The organism is Paenibacillus glycanilyticus, from assembly GCF_023715145.1.
Classification (GTDB): domain Bacteria; phylum Bacillota; class Bacilli; order Paenibacillales; family Paenibacillaceae; genus Pristimantibacillus; species Pristimantibacillus glycanilyticus_A.
The window spans coordinates 129,768-145,699 of record NZ_JAMBNP010000001.1 but is presented as its reverse complement, the minus strand read 5'-3'; the positions used below and the strand labels follow the sequence as shown (position 1 = coordinate 145,699).

14 protein-coding genes are annotated in these 15,932 nt (G+C 50.1%); all 14 read left to right on the top strand.

The genetic code is table 11. The features are described from left to right. Positions 1 to 79: 79 nt before the first annotated feature. A complete protein-coding gene (locus tag M3194_RS00735) occupies positions 80 to 2,791 on the top strand; it encodes an FtsK/SpoIIIE family DNA translocase (RefSeq protein ID WP_251651123.1) in 2,712 nt (903 codons plus the stop codon). Between the two features lie 109 nt (positions 2,792 to 2,900). Next, a complete protein-coding gene (sleB, locus tag M3194_RS00730) occupies positions 2,901 to 3,692 on the top strand; it encodes a spore cortex-lytic enzyme (RefSeq protein ID WP_251651122.1) in 792 nt (263 codons plus the stop codon). 183 nt (positions 3,693 to 3,875) lie between these two features. Next, positions 3,876 to 5,102 (top strand): EF-P 5-aminopentanol modification-associated protein YfmF, encoded by a 1,227-nt coding sequence (yfmF, locus tag M3194_RS00725; protein WP_285889088.1) that lies wholly within the window; start codon positions 3,876 to 3,878, stop codon positions 5,100 to 5,102. 6 nt (positions 5,103 to 5,108) lie between these two features. Further along, positions 5,109 to 6,407 (top strand): EF-P 5-aminopentanol modification-associated protein YfmH, encoded by a 1,299-nt coding sequence (gene yfmH, locus M3194_RS00720; protein ID WP_251651120.1) that lies wholly within the window; start codon positions 5,109 to 5,111, stop codon positions 6,405 to 6,407. Further along, positions 6,404 to 7,150, top strand: coding sequence for an elongation factor P 5-aminopentanone reductase (gene ymfI, locus M3194_RS00715; RefSeq protein WP_251651119.1), 747 nt, complete (start codon positions 6,404 to 6,406; stop codon positions 7,148 to 7,150). The genes yfmH and ymfI overlap by 4 nt, the downstream gene beginning before the upstream one ends. Positions 7,151 to 7,253: 103 nt before the next feature. Continuing rightward, positions 7,254 to 7,505 carry a DUF3243 domain-containing protein gene (locus M3194_RS00710; RefSeq protein WP_251651118.1) on the top strand — a complete coding sequence of 84 codons (252 nt, stop codon included), beginning with the start codon at positions 7,254 to 7,256 and terminating at the stop codon, positions 7,503 to 7,505. Between the two features lie 148 nt (positions 7,506 to 7,653). Next, entirely contained in the window at positions 7,654 to 8,427 is a 774-nt protein-coding gene (locus M3194_RS00705) for a DUF3388 domain-containing protein (protein ID WP_091181736.1), read from the top strand. An 18-nt stretch (positions 8,428 to 8,445) separates the two neighbouring features. Further along, entirely contained in the window at positions 8,446 to 9,384 is a 939-nt protein-coding gene (locus tag M3194_RS00700) for a helix-turn-helix domain-containing protein (protein ID WP_251651117.1), read from the top strand. Between the two features lie 24 nt (positions 9,385 to 9,408). After that, positions 9,409 to 9,900 (top strand): YajQ family cyclic di-GMP-binding protein, encoded by a 492-nt coding sequence (locus M3194_RS00695; protein ID WP_251651116.1) that lies wholly within the window; start codon positions 9,409 to 9,411, stop codon positions 9,898 to 9,900. A gap of 217 nt (positions 9,901 to 10,117) precedes the next feature. Further along, positions 10,118 to 10,696: a CDP-diacylglycerol--glycerol-3-phosphate 3-phosphatidyltransferase gene (pgsA, locus tag M3194_RS00690; protein ID WP_251651115.1), complete on the top strand. Its 579-nt coding sequence runs from the start codon at positions 10,118 to 10,120 to the stop codon at positions 10,694 to 10,696. 91 nt (positions 10,697 to 10,787) lie between these two features. After that, positions 10,788 to 12,038: a competence/damage-inducible protein A gene (locus M3194_RS00685; protein ID WP_251651114.1), complete on the top strand. Its 1,251-nt coding sequence runs from the start codon at positions 10,788 to 10,790 to the stop codon at positions 12,036 to 12,038. Between the two features lie 275 nt (positions 12,039 to 12,313). Beyond that, positions 12,314 to 13,369, top strand: a complete 1,056-nt coding sequence (gene recA, locus M3194_RS00680) for a recombinase RecA (RefSeq protein WP_285889029.1) — start codon at positions 12,314 to 12,316, stop codon at positions 13,367 to 13,369. A 110-nt stretch (positions 13,370 to 13,479) separates the two neighbouring features. Then, the gene (locus M3194_RS00675) at positions 13,480 to 14,160 is read left to right on the top strand and encodes a RecX family transcriptional regulator (protein WP_251651112.1); all 681 of its coding nucleotides are present in this window, start codon (positions 13,480 to 13,482) and stop codon (positions 14,158 to 14,160) included. A 183-nt stretch (positions 14,161 to 14,343) separates the two neighbouring features. Then, positions 14,344 to 15,885 carry a ribonuclease Y gene (gene rny / locus M3194_RS00670; protein WP_251651111.1) on the top strand — a complete coding sequence of 514 codons (1,542 nt, stop codon included), beginning with the start codon at positions 14,344 to 14,346 and terminating at the stop codon, positions 15,883 to 15,885. Positions 15,886 to 15,932 lie beyond the last annotated feature (47 nt).

Genomic DNA, 15,932 nt, shown 5'->3' with positions numbered 1-15,932 from the left:
AAATACGCACAAAGGTTCTTATGTCCAATAGGAACATTTGTCCACCTATGGTATAATGTATGCCAGAGGTGACGGATCATTGGCTAAGAAAAGACGGAAGAAGAAATCAATCGCAACTCAATTAAAATATGAAGTTTACGGTATTTTGCTAATTACGGTTTCGGTTATAGCGATGTCGGGTGAAGCGACTGTTGGACGTTCCTTGTCCAAGCTATTTGGCTTGTTCCTGGGCAAGTTTTATTTTGTATTGGCATTGGTAGGCATTTATGTCGGATTGGTTGTCATGGTCAAAAGGGCTTGGCCGCGCGGTTGGACGAATCGGCGGACAGGCCTGCTTGTGTTTGTGCTTGCTCTGACGTTATCGAGCAGTATTGCGGAAATCGACCGCAAGCTGCTTCCGACTGCGGATTTGACCGGAAGAGCGATCCTGCACCAACTGACCACGGATATGAGCGATGAATTGTTGACCTTTGACGGGACGGACGACAGGCCGATCAGCCAGCGGGCTATCAGCGGAGGATATGTTGGAGCGATTGAATATTCCATGTTGTTTACGCTGTTTGGTTATTTCGGTTCCAAGCTGATCGCCGGCGTGATGTACGCCATCTCCATTATGCTTCTTACCGGCAAATCCTACGTGGAGCTTGCCCGTATCGGAAGAGACAAGAGTATACGGCTATATAAGCTGCTTTCCGCCAAATGGTCGAAGAGCGCATCGCTTCGAAGCGCGTCCAAATCTTCGAAGGCAGTAGCGAAGCCGCCTGTTTTTGTTCAATCAGACGCTATTGACGATGATGACGACGATGACGATTACGCGGCGGCATTGCCGCCAAGAAGGAAGAAATCTTTGTTCTTTTCCTGGCGGAATCAAGAGCAGAACAGCCAGCAGGAACCGCAGACCGCTCAGGACGACTGGTCCATGAATGAAGAGCATTATCACGGAGGACCGGACAATAACGCGAAGCCTCACTGGGCGAATGCCCAGGCAGAGGAGGAAGAGTGGGATCGCAACGGCGGTGCTGATTCGGCAGCGAGGCAGCAAGAGGACGAGCTTCCTCCTTGGGAGCAGCAGCCTGAACGCCAGAATGTTTATCCGCCTTACAACGAGTTTGAGGAAGAAGAAGAGCCTGTTATCACGCGCATTGTTCCGCGGGCAGATACATACGAAGAGGAAGAGCAAGAGGATTTTGCTGCAAATCCGGCAGTGGCCGATTCAGCGCAATATACGGATGAGTATGATCAGAATGATCCGGAGCCCGCTGTTCCGGATTCTATAGTGGATCCCGATAGCCCGGATGATATCGCCGAAGGCGATAAGACCGCAACAACGGGTGTTCATCAACCGGTATCGGATGTGCCGGTCAAGAAGCCGTACTTGCTTCCGCCGTTCTCCCTGCTCGCCAAACCAAGCCTAATGGCAAGAGGCGGGGACGGAGCGGATGCATTGGATTCGAAGCGGAAGCTGGAAGCCACGCTCGAGAGCTTTGGCGTAAAGGCCAAAGTGCTAGATGTGGTGCGCGGTCCGGCGGTTACCCGCTATGAGGTTCAGCCGGCATCAGGCGTGAAGGTCAGCCGAATCGTAAGTCTGACGGATGATATCGCCTTGGCATTGGCAGCGAAGGATATTCGGATGGAAGCACCGATTCCGGGCAAATCAGCGATCGGAATCGAGGTTCCTAATATGGAAGTATCGATGGTGACCATGCGCGAAGTGATGGAGACCGCCACCTTCCAGAATGCGCCTTCCAAGCTGTCGATTGCTTTCGGCAGGGACATATCGGGCCAGCCGATTATCGGCAATCTGGCAAGAATGCCCCATCTGCTTGTGGCAGGTGCAACAGGTTCGGGTAAATCGGTGTGTATTAACGGCATTATCACAAGTATCTTGTACAAAGCAGCTCCGGACGAAGTGAAGTTTCTAATGGTCGATCCGAAGATGGTCGAGCTCAACGTCTATAACGGCATACCGCATCTGCTAGCGCCGGTTGTAACCGATCCAAGAAGGGCAGCGCTTGCCTTGAAGAAGATCGTGGTTGAGATGGAGAAGCGATATGAGCTGTTCTCCAAATCCGCAACGCGCAATATTGAAGGCTACAATGCCTTAATGGCCGAGAATCCAAAAGCCGTGCTTCCGTATATCGTTGTAATCGTTGACGAGCTTGCCGACCTGATGATGGTCGCTTCTAACGATGTGGAGGATTCCATTGCAAGGCTTGCCCAAATGGCGCGCGCCGCAGGCATCCACCTTATCATCGCTACACAGCGTCCGTCCGTTGACGTTATTACGGGTGTCATCAAAGCGAATATCCCGTCCCGGATCGCCTTTGGCGTATCCTCCCAGGTCGATTCGCGTACGATCCTCGACATGGTCGGTGCCGAGAAGCTGCTTGGACGGGGAGATATGCTGTATCTGCCGGTTGGCATGTCGAAGCCAATCCGCGTGCAAGGCGCATTCTTGTCCGATCAGGAGGTCGAGGCGCTCGTAGAGTACTCAAGAGGCCAGGCCGAAGCGGAATACAAGGAGGATCTGGTGCCGGAAGTAGAGGAAGAATCGGCAGATCCGGAAGAAATATTGGACGAGCTTTACGATCAGGCTGTACAAATCGTACTTGAAGCGAAGCAGGCCTCCGTTTCCCTGCTGCAGCGGCGTATGCGGGTTGGTTACACACGGGCCGCAAGGCTAGTCGACCAAATGGAGGCACGCGGTATCGTTGGCCCTTATGAGGGAAGCAAGCCGCGCGAAGTACTGATGTCCATTGAGCAATACCAGGCAAGCCGAATTCCTTCCTGAGCCAGTGCCGGTAATTAACGATGAATAGAAGCAGGAATCCCTTCTCATACTAGAGTTAGGTAACGCAGCTAATCGCGGACTAACTTGCAAGAGAAAGGCAGATTCCTACATGAGAAATCGATTAATTGTCGTGACTACCATCATTGTGACGGTATTGTTCGGGATGTATTCTCTCCAGCGATATTCGCAGGATGATGCGGAAGCAACGTTCAGCAATGCTACTTTAACAGTAGGTTCCTCCGGTTCGGATGTATACGAGCTGCAGGGTAGGCTTAAATATTTGGGCTACTATAACGGTGCGATCGACGGAAGCTTCGGTACCAGCACCAAAAACGCGGTGACCTGGTTCCAGTGGAAATTCGGAATGAAATCCGACGGTGTGGTTGGGGCAAAAACCAAGCTTAAGCTGTGGGAAGCAACGAAGAGCTGGAAGCCGTCTGCCGCGAATTCAGGCAGTGCTTCCGGCGGCTCCGGCAGCAGCAACAGCGGTTCGAATTCCGGATCCTCGAGCGGCAGTACGCCATCCAAGTCCAATAATCTGGGGCTTTCGGAAAGCGATTTGAAGATTATGGCGAATGCCGTATACGGAGAATCTCGCGGAGAGCCTTACGAGGGACAGGTTGCCGTAGCGGCGGTTATCTTGAACCGCTTGAAATCGCCAAGCTTCCCGAATACGATATCGGGCGTGATTTTCCAGCCGCTTGCCTTCACGGCAGTGGCGGACGGGCAAATCTGGCTCACTCCGAATGATACGGCCCGCAGAGCTGTGCAGGATGCCATTAACGGCTGGGATCCTACAGGCGGCTGCACGTACTATTTTAACCCTGAGACCGCAACCTCCAAATGGATCTGGTCCAGACCGCAAGTGAAGACAATCGGCAAGCATATCTTCTGTATGTAACGTTATGAGAAGCAGCCTTTCTGCCTTGGGCAGGCAGGTTGCTTCTTCCATTTCGTATCGGTTAGAATGGTATAGGAAGCTTGAAAATGGAATACATTTACTATATTCCATTTTACTCGGAAGGAGCAAACGGAAGTGACACTATTCGAAAGAGGGCAAATAGGCCGGATCAGGCTGCATGTAATGCCAACCAAACGGTTCAAGACGTTTGCGATATCGTTATTTGCCGGACTGCCTTTATCTGAAAATGCTGTAACCAAGACCGCACTCGCCCCGTTTGTACTGCGCCGGGGGACGGTGTCTTTACCCGAGACGAAGGCATTTCGCGAGAAGCTGGATGATTTGTATGGCGCCGGATTCGGCTTTGATGTATATAAAAGAGGCGATTCCCAGATCGTTCAATTCCGCATGGACGTCATTAACGATCACTTCGTATCATCCGATGTTCCACTGCTGAGCTCATCCTTGCGGTTCCTCGGCGAGGTAGTGACCGAGCCGGTAACCGAAGACGGAGTATTCCGCTGCAAATATGTGGACGCAGAGAAACAAACCTTAACAAAGCGATTGGAATCAATCGTTAACGATAAAATCCGTTATGCGGCAGAACGCTGCATGGAAGAGATGTGCGCGGATGAGCCTTATCGCCTGCATCCGCTAGGCAAGCTGGATGAGATCAGCTCCATTACGCCTGAATCCCTGTACAGTCAATATCAACAGTGGCTGAGAGAGGCCGCATTTGATTTGTACGTGGTAGGTGATACGACAATGGAAGAAGTGGCTGCCCTTGCGAAGGAGGCCTTCCGGATTGAAGAAGGCACGCCTGCAAGCTATAGCGTGCCTTCGATGCGCCATGAAGTACGCAATGTCAAAACGGTAGTTGAACGTATGGACGTCAACCAGGGCAAGCTGAATCTGGGACTGCGGACCAATGTCGGCTACGGGGATGAGGATTATGCGGCATCCTTGATGTATAACGGCATCTTGGGAGGATATCCGCATTCCAAGCTGTTCCTCAATGTCCGGGAAAAAGAAAGCCTTGCCTATTATGCCGCTTCGAGACTCGATGGACATAAAGGCTTGCTAACTATTCAATCCGGTATCGAGATTGCCAATTATGAGAAGGCTGTCACCATTATCAAGGAGCAGCTCGAGAGCATGCGCCAAGGCCAGCTTACTGACCTGGAGATGAATCAGACCAAGGCGATGATTGCCAATCATTTGCGCGAGCTGCAGGATTCCGCTTATGAGATGATTGCGTATGACTTTAACGCGGTGTTGTCCGGCAAGGAAAGAACGGCACAGCAGCTGCTGGATAAGATTGAAGCGGTAACCGAAGAGGATATCGTCCGGGTTGCGCAGCTCGCGCAGCTTGACACGATTTACTTTTTGCGTGACCAGAAGGAGGCGTGAGCGGCAATGGAGACACTCGACTACAAAGGCGTTCAGGAAACGCTATACCGCGAAGTGCTGGATAACGGCCTCGAAGTGATCGTCCTGCCGAAGGAAGGCTTTCAGAAGACCTATGCCACATTTGCGACCAAATACGGTTCCGTTGACAATAAGTTTGCTGTGGGCAATGACGAGCCAGTCCGCGTTCCGGACGGGATAGCGCATTTTCTGGAGCATAAAATGTTCGAAGAGCCAACAGGGGATATATTCGCTACCTTTGCTTCGCAGGGTGCCTCGGCCAATGCCTTTACAAGCTTTGACCGGACGGTGTATTTGTTCTCGGCAACGGAGCAGATTCCAGCCAACCTTGAGACCTTGATCGATTTTGTTCAGCATCCTTATTTTACGGATCAGAATGTGGATAAGGAAAAGGGCATCATCGCTCAAGAAATCAATATGTACAAGGACAATCCGGATTGGCGCGTTTACTTCGGCCTGATTGATGCCATGTATCACAACCATCCGATTCATATTGATATTGCCGGTACTGTCGAGTCGATCTATCAGATCGACAAGGAAACGTTGTACCGCTGTTACGAAACGTTTTATCATCCGTCCAATATGCTGCTGTTTGTTGTTGGAGGGGTGAAGGCGGAGGAAGTGTTCGAGCTTGTGCGCAATAATCAGGCGCGCAAGACGTTCAAGCCGCAAGGGGAGATCAAGCGATTCTTCGAGCAGGAGCCGGAGAGCGTGAAGAATCCAAGAAAAGTGACAAAGCTGCCCGTTTCTCTACCAAAGGTTATGTTTGGCTTCAAGGAGAAGAAAACGGGACTTACGGGGGATGCGCTGCTGTTGCATGAGGTGACCTCCAAGCTGATGCTGGATGCTTTATTTGGCGCAAGCTCGGCTTTGTATCAGGATTTGTATGAGCAAAATTTAATCTCCGATTCCTTCGGAACGGAATTTAACGTAAGCACGGATTATGCTTTCTCGGTCATTGGCGGAGATACACCAAATCCGGATGAACTGCTTGGCCGGATTCGCACGGCTGTGGAAGAAGCCCTCCGCACAGGGATTGAACCTGCGGCTTTCGAACGGTCGAAACGAAAAAAAATCGGCGGATATTTACGGATGCTGAATTCCCCTGAAGCGATTGCCGGCGAATTTACCCGTTACCGGTTCCGTGACAGCGATATGTTCGATTTGCTGTCCCTCTATGAGAAATGCACGCTGGAGCAGGTAAACGATCGTCTCCGTGAGCATTTCGACTTTAATCAACTGGCGATTTCAATCGTCGAGAAGCCGGACGAACAACCGGTTTCATGAAACCCTTCAAACAAATGACGGTGTTAATCACCGGGGGAAGCCGCGGCATCGGCGCTGCCATCGCGCAGCGCTTTGCCGCGGAGGGACTTAACATCGTCATTCATTACCGGGAGTCGCATGAAGCGGCGAACGAAACGGCAAGAGCGTGCATGAGGCTTGGCGCGAACGTCATGACGATTTCGGCCGATCTGCGTTCCAAAGAGCAGCTCTCGCGCATGAAGGAAAAGCTGGAGGCCCATGATATGCTTCCGGATATCCTTGTGAATAACGGCGGTATTTCTCATTATGGCATGCTGATGGATGTGACGGAGCAGGAATGGGACGATGTAATGGCCGTCAATCTGAAGGGCATGTTTTTGTGCAGCCAGTTGTTTATGCCGAACATGGTCTCGAACAGGTTTGGCCGCATTATTAACGTGTCTTCCATTTGGGGCATGTCAGGAGCATCCTGCGAAGTGCTGTATTCAACAACCAAAGGCGGAATGAACGCTTTTACGAAGGCGCTTGCCAAAGAACTTGCACCCTCCGGCGTTACGGTTAACGCAGTGGCACCGGGAGCTGTGGACACAAAGATGATGAGCGGCTTTAACGACGAGGAGAAAGCGGCGCTCGAGCAGGAAATACCGCTGGGCCGGTTTGGACAACCTGATGAAGTAGCTTCAATCGTGTACTTCCTGTCCTTGCCGGAATCCTCTTACATAACTGGTCAAATCATTAGTCCTAACGGCGGCTGGCACACTTAAAATGATGATTTTCGTATAATCCTTCTCGCCTCTACACAGAATAACATTTGTTGAGTGTGCTGCACTCTTCTCAAAATGTACTTATTCAGGAGGCGAAAATAAAATGTCTAACGTCCTTTCTAGTTTCGACAATTGGAAAGAATTCCTGTCGGACCGCGTAGCACAAGCAAAAAGCAATGGGATGTCCGAAGAAACGATTAAAAACCTGGCTTATGAGATCGGTTCCTTCCTTGACGAGAAGGTTGATCCTAAAAATGAACAGCAACGCGTACTGAAGCAGCTTTGGGATGCCGGCGATGAGCATGAGCGCAAAACCGTAGCTGGTCTGATGGTGAAGCTGGTCGAACAAACTTAATTGCTGGCATCTGCAGAAAAGCCTCCCAAATCGGAGGCTTTTCTGCAATGTCTGCGAATAGGTTGCAGGAATGTGACGAAAATTGTAGAATAAATTTTTATAAGCGAGTCAATCAATTGGGATTGGTGACAACAAGGGACGGTGTGAAATGGGATCAAAGCAGCAATATTACATGGAATACAAGATACATAAGAATCGGCCGGGCTTGCTTGGCGATATCGCATCCTTGCTGGGGATGCTTGAAGTGAACATTATGACGATTAACGGGGTAGAGGACCGTACCCGCGGCATGTTGCTTCAGACGGATGATGAAGAAAAGATTGTTCTGCTGGGCAAAATGCTTCAGAAAGTGGATAACATTACGGTTAACAAGCTTCGCACGCCAACAATCGTTGACATATTGGCAGTACGTCACGGACGTTATATCGAACGTGATTCGGATGACCGCAAAACCTTCCGTTTTACAAGAGATGAACTGGGTATTTTGGTTGATTTTCTTGGCGAAGTGTTTAAAAGAGACGGCAATCAGGTTATTGGTCTTCGTGGCATGCCGCGCGTCGGCAAGACGGAATCGATTATCGCGGGAAGCGTGTGCTCGAACAAGCGCTGGACCTTTGTTTCGTCGACTCTGCTCAGACAAACCGTGCGCAGCCAGCTGTCCGAAGATGAGATGAACGACAACAACATCTTTATCATTGACGGCATCGTGAGCACCATCCGTTCGAACGAGAAGCATTATTCGTTGCTGCAGGAGATTATGGCCATGCCATCAACGAAAGTCATCGAGCATCCGGATATTTTCATCAAGGAATCACAATTTGATTACAGCCATTTTGATATGATTATTGAGCTTCGTAATACACCAGACGAAGAAATTACATATGAATCATTCACGGCCAATTATTCGGATAATGAATTCTAGCAGAGAGGAGTAGACCCCATGTCAGATTTAGGAGCGTTGCTGCGTAAAGCAAGAGAAGAACACGGGCTAACGCTTGAAGATGTGCAAGAAACGACAAAAATACGCAAGCGCTACTTGGAAGCGATCGAAAGCGGCGATCACAGTGTGCTGCCGGGAACGTTCTATTTACGCGCTTTTGTGAAAAATTATTGCGAAGCCGTAGGCCTTGACGCGGACGAAGTGCTGCGTCTGTACCAGCATGAAATTCCGGCATCGGTTACCGATCAGATTGTAGAAGCGGTGCCGGCCAGACAGCCCAAAAGGGTCCAGAGCCGTTCCTCCGAACGGATCAGCAAGCTCGGCTTCAACGTAATGATGTGGTCGTTCCTGATCCTCATCGTTGTTGTGGTATGGGTTTATTTCGTTAATCAGAAATCGAATGATCCGAAAGAGATTGATAATACCAATATCACGGATGAGGCTTCGCCAGCTCCGCCTAGCCAGTCGCCTGATTCCGCGAATGGCGGAACAGGAACAACTACGCCAACGGCAACGCCTACGCCAACGCCGAGCCAATCGCCAACGACGCTTACGTTCTCGTCCAAGGTAGGCAAGGTTGATCATTACGATGTTGCGCCCGCTGGCGTAGTTCATAAAGTAGAGATCAAGATTACGGGCGGACCAAGCTGGACTGAGGTTCGTTCAGGCAGCAATTCCGGCAAAGCGATTATTTCGGAAACGGCACCGGACGGTTCGGTCTTCACTTATGACCTGGATCAGCCGTTATATATTAATGTCGGTCGCGCCGATCTGAGCGTTATCTCGGTAGACGGCGTGCAAATTAATGACGGCGACCGTGCCGGATCGAAAAAAATCCAGCTGAATCCTGCCGAAGATACTGCGGGAACAGAAAGTCCCGACGGTTCTGCGTCGCCTGGGGATACGCAAGACACGGGTAATGTTGAGGGAACGGAATAGAAGCAAAGGGAGAGTTGTATAAAGATGAGTTCGGAAAGTTCATTTGATATTGTATCGAAGATGGATATGCAAGAGCTGAATAATGCCATTCAGCAGGCGGAGCGGGAGATTGAGACACGCTTTGACTTCAAAGGCAGCAAGAGCAGCATCAAGCTGGAGAAAGAGGAGCTTGTTGTTGTATCCGACGATGACTTCAAGCTGGAGAGCGTTCTTGATATCCTGAAGTCTAAGATGGTTAAACGCGGCGTTCCGATTAAAAACCTGGAATACGGCAAGATCGAATCGGCTTCCGCAAGCACCGTACGTCAACGGATTAAGCTGAAGCAGGGGATCGATCAGGATATCTCCAAAAAAATCAATATCATGATTCGCGACTCCAAGCTGAAGGTGAAGAGCCAGATTCAAGGCGATCAGATCCGCGTGACGGGCAAGAGTCGTGATGACCTGCAGGCCGTAATGGCCCTTCTCCGCGGAGCAGACCTGAATATCGAGCTGCAGTTCACGAACTATCGTTAAGCCGCAAACAAGCCCTTTCCGGCCCTTCGCTGCCGCATTGCTAACGGCAGAAGAAGGGCTTTAGCTCTAGGCTTCTTCCGTATTTTGACACAGGAAAAGGCATGTATTATACTTGGTTAGATAGCTTTGGAAACGATCCGGGGGACATACAAATGACAGTACAAGCAATCATGCATCAATGCAGGAACAAGGCTAGACGGTCCGGGGGTGTGAATAAATGAACCTGGCTAACAAGATTACGCTGGCCCGAATTATTTTAGTGCCGATCATTATGGTATTTCTGCTCGTGAATATCGATATTAAACCTCTTGAATTCGGCGACGATTATTCCATTACATACAATCAGATTATAGCGGCTATTATCTTTATCATAGCGGCAAGCACTGACGGGCTCGACGGCTATATTGCCAGAAAGAACAAGATTGTAACCAATCTGGGCAAACTTCTGGATCCGCTGGCAGACAAGCTGCTTGTGGCAGCCGTTCTGATCTCGCTCGTACAGATGGACAAGCTTGCGGCGTGGATGGCCATTGTTATTATCAGCCGTGAATTTGCCGTTACGGGATTGCGCCAGATCGCGCTCCTGGAGGGCAGCGTAATGGCGGCGAGCAAATGGGGCAAATGGAAAACAGCCGTACAAATTACGATGATCATTTCGCTTCTGCTCAACAATTTCCCGTTCACGTTTATTGATTTTCCGTTTGATGAGATCGTAAGCTGGATCGCCGTGCTGATTACGGTATATTCCGGTTTTGATTATTTCTTCAAAAATAAACAATTGATTCCTGTGCAATAATCGGGAGCATATAAGTAACAATAAAGCATCTTTCCATTAATGGAGAGGTGCTTTTGCGTCCTGATGCTCACTGTCCAAAGGGGGAAACCGCATGAAAGCAGAAATTATCGCAGTTGGCACCGAGCTTCTGCTCGGTCAAATCGTCAATACGAATGCGCAATACTTGTCCAGGAAGCTCGCGGCGCTTGGCATTGATGTCTATTTCCAGACGGTTGTCGGCGATAATCCGAACCGGATCCGGAAGGCAATCGAGATTGCCCGGGAACGTGCCGATCTGCTTGTATTTACCGGCGGACTTGGCCCCACGCAGGATGATCTGACGAAGGATGTTCTTGCTGATTATCTGAACCGCGGCCTATCCATTCATCAGCCATCCATGGATAAGATCGAAGAGATGTTCAGCTCCCGCGGCATTCATATGGTGGAAAGCAACCGCCGGCAGGCATTGATGATTGACGGCAGCGAGCCTATCGAGAACGAGGCGGGGCTTGCCGTTGGCAACGGGCTGTCGGTTGACGGAACCCATTATCTGCTGCTGCCCGGACCTCCCCGCGAGATGAAGCCGATGATCGAAGGACCGGGAACAGATTGGCTCCGGTCTATTCTCGGAACAGAGGTGCCGCTGTATTCCAGGCTTCTTATGTTTGCCGGCATCGGTGAATCCACGCTTGAGGCAAAGCTGATCGATCTGATTGAGGCACAATCCGACCCTACAATCGCACCGTATGCGAAGGAAGGCGAAGTGGCGATCCGAGTATCGACCAAGGCGGCTAATGAAGCAGAGGCAACTGCCAAGCTGGACCAGACCGTCGAGGCAATCAAGCAAAGGGTAGGCGAATACTTATTCGCGCAGGAAGAGATTACGCTGGAGGAGAGAGTCGTTCAGCTTCTCCGTCTATCCAGAAGAAAGCTCTCTACGGCTGAAAGCATCAGCGGCGGTTTACTTGCCGAGTTAATTACAGGCATTCCGGGTAGCAGCGGCGAATACTCAGGCGGCGTCGTTACGTATACGAACGAGATGAAACATAAGCTGCTCGGCATCTCGATGGCACAGCTCGAGGGAGACGGAGCGCCCGGAGCAATCAGTGAATCGACTGCGGCGATGATGGCCGAACGCGTCAGAGGGATCGGGGATTCCGATTTTGGCGTTTCGTTGACGGGTGTGGCCGGTCCTGCGCAAGCAGAGGGCAAGCCGGTTGGTCTTGTCTATTACGCGGTTGCCGAGCGAGGAAAGCCGACGGCCGTATTTACCGGTCATTTCTCCGGTACGCGGTCCATCATTCGCATCCGTGCGGTGAAAGCGGCCTTGTATCAGCTTTGGCTGAAGCTGCGCGAGCATTAATTTGTCGGATTAACGCGAAAAAGCTTGCCTGTTTGTACCATTTCCGCTATAATTGGTCTCATGCGGAAGAACCGTGGCGAAGATTACTTTGCTGCGGTTTTTTTATGTCTATTTTTATTGAATCGCGCGCTGCCATCCAGGATGGCAATAGCCGTTTCATCTCGCGCATGAAAGGGCGTGGAAATAAAAAGACGAATGTATGTTCGAAAAAAAGCTTGGCATTTGAGCAGAAACAAGGTATCATACAATTATAAATAACGAAGGATGTGAGTAGCTTGTCGGATCGTCGCGCTGCTTTGGAAATGGCCTTACGTCAAATTGAGAAGCAATTTGGTAAGGGTTCCATCATGAAATTAGGAGAATCCACACATATGCAAGTCGAAACCGTGCCTAGCGGTTCTCTTGCTTTAGATATTGCACTTGGAATCGGCGGTTTGCCGAGAGGTCGTATTATTGAGGTTTACGGTCCGGAGTCTTCCGGTAAAACAACCGTTGCCCTTCACGCAATCGCGGAAGTTCAACGCGCTGGCGGACAAGCGGCTTTCATTGATGCCGAGCATGCGCTTGACCCCTTGTATGCAAGCAAGCTGGGCGTTAACATCGACGAGTTGCTGTTGTCTCAGCCGGATACGGGTGAACAGGCGCTTGAAATCGCAGAAGCACTCGTGCGCAGCGGCGCCGTTGATATTGTCGTAGTCGATTCGGTTGCGGCACTTGTGCCGAAAGCGGAGATTGAAGGCGATATGGGGGATTCCCACGTTGGTCTGCAAGCGCGTCTGATGTCGCAAGCACTTCGTAAGCTTGGTGGCGCAATCAGCAAATCGAAGACTATTGCGATCTTCATCAACCAATTGCGCGAGAAAGTCGGCGTGATGTTCGGTAACCCCGAGACAACACCAGGCGGACGCGCACTCAAGTTCTATTCTTCCGTTCGTCTTGATGTACGCCGTATTGAGACAATCAAGCAAGGCAACGATATGGTTGGTAACCGTACTCGTATTAAAGTTGTTAAGAATAAAGTGGCTCCGCCATTCAAGCAAGCTGAGATCGATATTATGTACGGCGAAGGCATTTCGAGAGAAGGCAGCCTTATCGATATCGGCACAGAGATGGACATCGTTCAGAAGAGCGGCGCATGGTTCTCTTACAATGGCGACCGTTTGGGTCAAGGCCGTGAGAACGCGAAGCAATTCCTAAAAGATCATCCGGAAGTTGCAGCGGTAATTGAAAAGCAAATCCGCGAAGCAAGCAACTTGTCGGCTTCTGCACAGCCTGCTGACTTCTCGAAAGACGATGACGATGATTTCGATGAGTCCGAACTCGATGATTAATCATTTTACTTTCGCTGCTGCGAAAGTTGAGTTAATAAGCTAGGAGCAGCGCCGTCCCTTAGAGGGCGGCGTTGTTTCTATTTCGCCAAAATGAACGGAGTGTGTCCTGGATGATTATTGAGATAACGGCGGTTACGCAGGACCGCAAGGAGCGTAAACGTTACAACATCTATACGAATGGCCAGGAAGAAGCGTTGTTTTCCGTACATGAGGATATATTGATCAAGTACCAGCTATTGAAGGGCAAGGCGCTAACGAGCGATGAGATCACGGTAATAACGGATGAGGATGACCGGTACAGGGCTTATGCGCTCGCAGTCTATTATCTGGGCTTTCAAGCGAGAACCCGCAAACAGATCGAGCAGTATTTGCGTCGCAAAGAGCTGGAGCCTGAACCAATTGCTTATGCATTGGAACGTTTAGAATCGGAACATATTGTTGATGATGGAGAGTATGCGCGGCAATTTGCCATGCAACGTATCCGTTATAGTCAGAAGGGCAGCCGGTGGATTAAGCAGGAGCTGCAGCAGCGGGGCATATCGAATCAGGCAGCATCAGATGCGCTAGATTCCATCGACAAGGAAGACGAACTAGCATCCGCTGTCCATGCTGCGAAGAAGAAATGGCGTTCTCTTAAGGGAGAGAATAGAGAGAAACGACACAAGCTGATGGCTTTTTTATTGCGGCGAGGCTTTCCTACGGATGCTGTTAAACAGGCCGTAAAAGCGGCTATAGATGAAGCGGAAATCGAGCAGGCGGATGAGGATGAAGGGCTTTTGCTTGACAATTGATTTTGCCAAAAGATAAAATAAAATTGTATTCCTTTTATATCAAATCAATTTTCCTTCCAAAAGTTGATTTGAAACGATTATTTTCGTCAATAAGTTAGAGAATCAATCGGTATGGAAACCGGCTAAAAACCTAATATCATCCCAAGCAGTTGCCTTGGTGAATGCAACGAGGAGGTGAACAAGATGGACCCTATTTGGACGGTGTTGATCTGTCTCGTTGTTGGCGTTATTTTCTTTGGGATTGGTTATTTTATTCGTAAGTCTATTGCCGAAGCCAAAATTTCCAGCGCTGAGCAAGCCGCAGTCGTAATCGTTGAGAATGCGAAGAAGGAAGCGGAAGCTCAAAAGAAGGAAACCGTGCTCGAAGCAAAAGATGAAATCCACAAACTCCGTACGGAAGCCGAGAAAGACATCCGTGAGCGGCGTAACGAGTCCTTGCGTCAAGAAAGACGCTTGCTCCAGAAAGAGGAGTCGCTGGATAAAAAGATAGAAGCGCTCGAACGCAAAGAAGAGCTAGTGGCCAACAAAGAGAAACGGATCGATGAAACACAAGAACAAATTGATTCCATTTACAAGCAGCAGCTTAGTGAATTGGAGCGTATCTCCAGCTTGACTATGGAGGATGCGAAATCGATTATTTTGTCGAATGTGGAGCAGGAAGTGCGTCACGAAACAGCACAGATGATCAAAGAGATCGAGCAGCAAGCAAAAGAAGAAGCCGATCGAAAGGCGCGGGACATTATTTCACTCGCAATTCAACGTTGTGCGGCGGATCACGTAGCAGAGACGACCGTATCGGTCGTAACGCTGCCTAACGAGGAAATGAAAGGTCGCATAATTGGACGTGAGGGCCGTAATATCCGTGCACTCGAAACATTGACTGGTATCGATTTGATTATCGACGATACACCGGAAGCGGTCATTCTGTCTGGCTTTGACCCGATTAGACGCGAAATTGCTCGGACTTCACTTGAGAAGCTTGTTGCAGATGGTCGTATACATCCGGCTCGCATTGAAGAAATGGTCGAGAAGTCCCGTAAGGAAGTGGACGAGCGGATCCGCGAATACGGTGAGCAAGCTACTTTCGAGGTTGGGGTTCATGGATTACACCCTGACTTGATTAAAATTCTGGGACGTCTTAAGTACCGGACAAGCTATGGTCAGAACGTTCTGAAGCACTCGATGGAGGTTGCTTATTTGACCGGCCTAATGGCTGCAGAGCTAGGCGAGGACATTACGCTTGCTAAGCGCGCAGGCCTTCTGCACGATATCGGCAAAGCGCTTGACCATGAGGTCGAGGGCTCCCATGTCGAGATCGGCGTAGAGCTGGCGAAGAAGTACAAGGAGCATCCTGTTGTTATCAACAGTATCGCTTCTCACCATGGTGACGTGGAAGCAACTTCTGTAATCGCAATGCTCGTAGGAGCAGCAGACGCCTTGTCTGCCGCGCGCCCTGGCGCACGACGCGAGACGCTTGAAACGTACATTAAGCGCCTGGAGAAGCTGGAAGATATCTCGGAGTCGTTCGACGGCGTAGAGAAGTCTTTCGCGATTCAAGCAGGACGCGAAGTCCGTGTTATGGTTCAACCGGAGAAGATTGACGATACGGAAGCATTCCGGCTTGCACGCGATATTACGAAGAAGATCGAGAGTGAACTCGATTATCCGGGACATATTAAAGTTACGGTTATTCGTGAGACCCGTGCAGTTGAATATGCGAAGTAGATCACAAGCAAAATGGCAAGGTGAATCGGTTTTCCCCGTCATTAGGC

Bases quoted from the DNA above. Each gene is read 5' to 3' on its own strand.
- M3194_RS00710 (WP_251651118.1), top strand. From the start codon at position 7,254: ATGTCTAACGTCCTTTCTAGTTTCGACAATTGGAAAGAATTCCTGTCG.
- M3194_RS00685 (WP_251651114.1), top strand. From the start codon at position 10,788: ATGAAAGCAGAAATTATCGCAGTTGGCACCGAGCTTCTGCTCGGTCAA.
- pgsA (WP_251651115.1), top strand. From the start codon at position 10,118: ATGAACCTGGCTAACAAGATTACGCTGGCCCGAATTATTTTAGTGCCG.
- M3194_RS00700 (WP_251651117.1), top strand. From the start codon at position 8,446: ATGTCAGATTTAGGAGCGTTGCTGCGTAAAGCAAGAGAAGAACACGGG.
- M3194_RS00695 (WP_251651116.1), top strand. From the start codon at position 9,409: ATGAGTTCGGAAAGTTCATTTGATATTGTATCGAAGATGGATATGCAA.
- yfmF (WP_285889088.1), top strand. From the start codon at position 3,876: ATGCCAACCAAACGGTTCAAGACGTTTGCGATATCGTTATTTGCCGGA.
- ymfI (WP_251651119.1), top strand. From the start codon at position 6,404: ATGAAACCCTTCAAACAAATGACGGTGTTAATCACCGGGGGAAGCCGC.
- M3194_RS00705 (WP_091181736.1), top strand. From the start codon at position 7,654: ATGGGATCAAAGCAGCAATATTACATGGAATACAAGATACATAAGAAT.
- sleB (WP_251651122.1), top strand. From the start codon at position 2,901: ATGAGAAATCGATTAATTGTCGTGACTACCATCATTGTGACGGTATTG.
- yfmH (WP_251651120.1), top strand. From the start codon at position 5,109: ATGGAGACACTCGACTACAAAGGCGTTCAGGAAACGCTATACCGCGAA.
- rny (WP_251651111.1), top strand. From the start codon at position 14,344: ATGGACCCTATTTGGACGGTGTTGATCTGTCTCGTTGTTGGCGTTATT.
- M3194_RS00675 (WP_251651112.1), top strand. From the start codon at position 13,480: ATGATTATTGAGATAACGGCGGTTACGCAGGACCGCAAGGAGCGTAAA.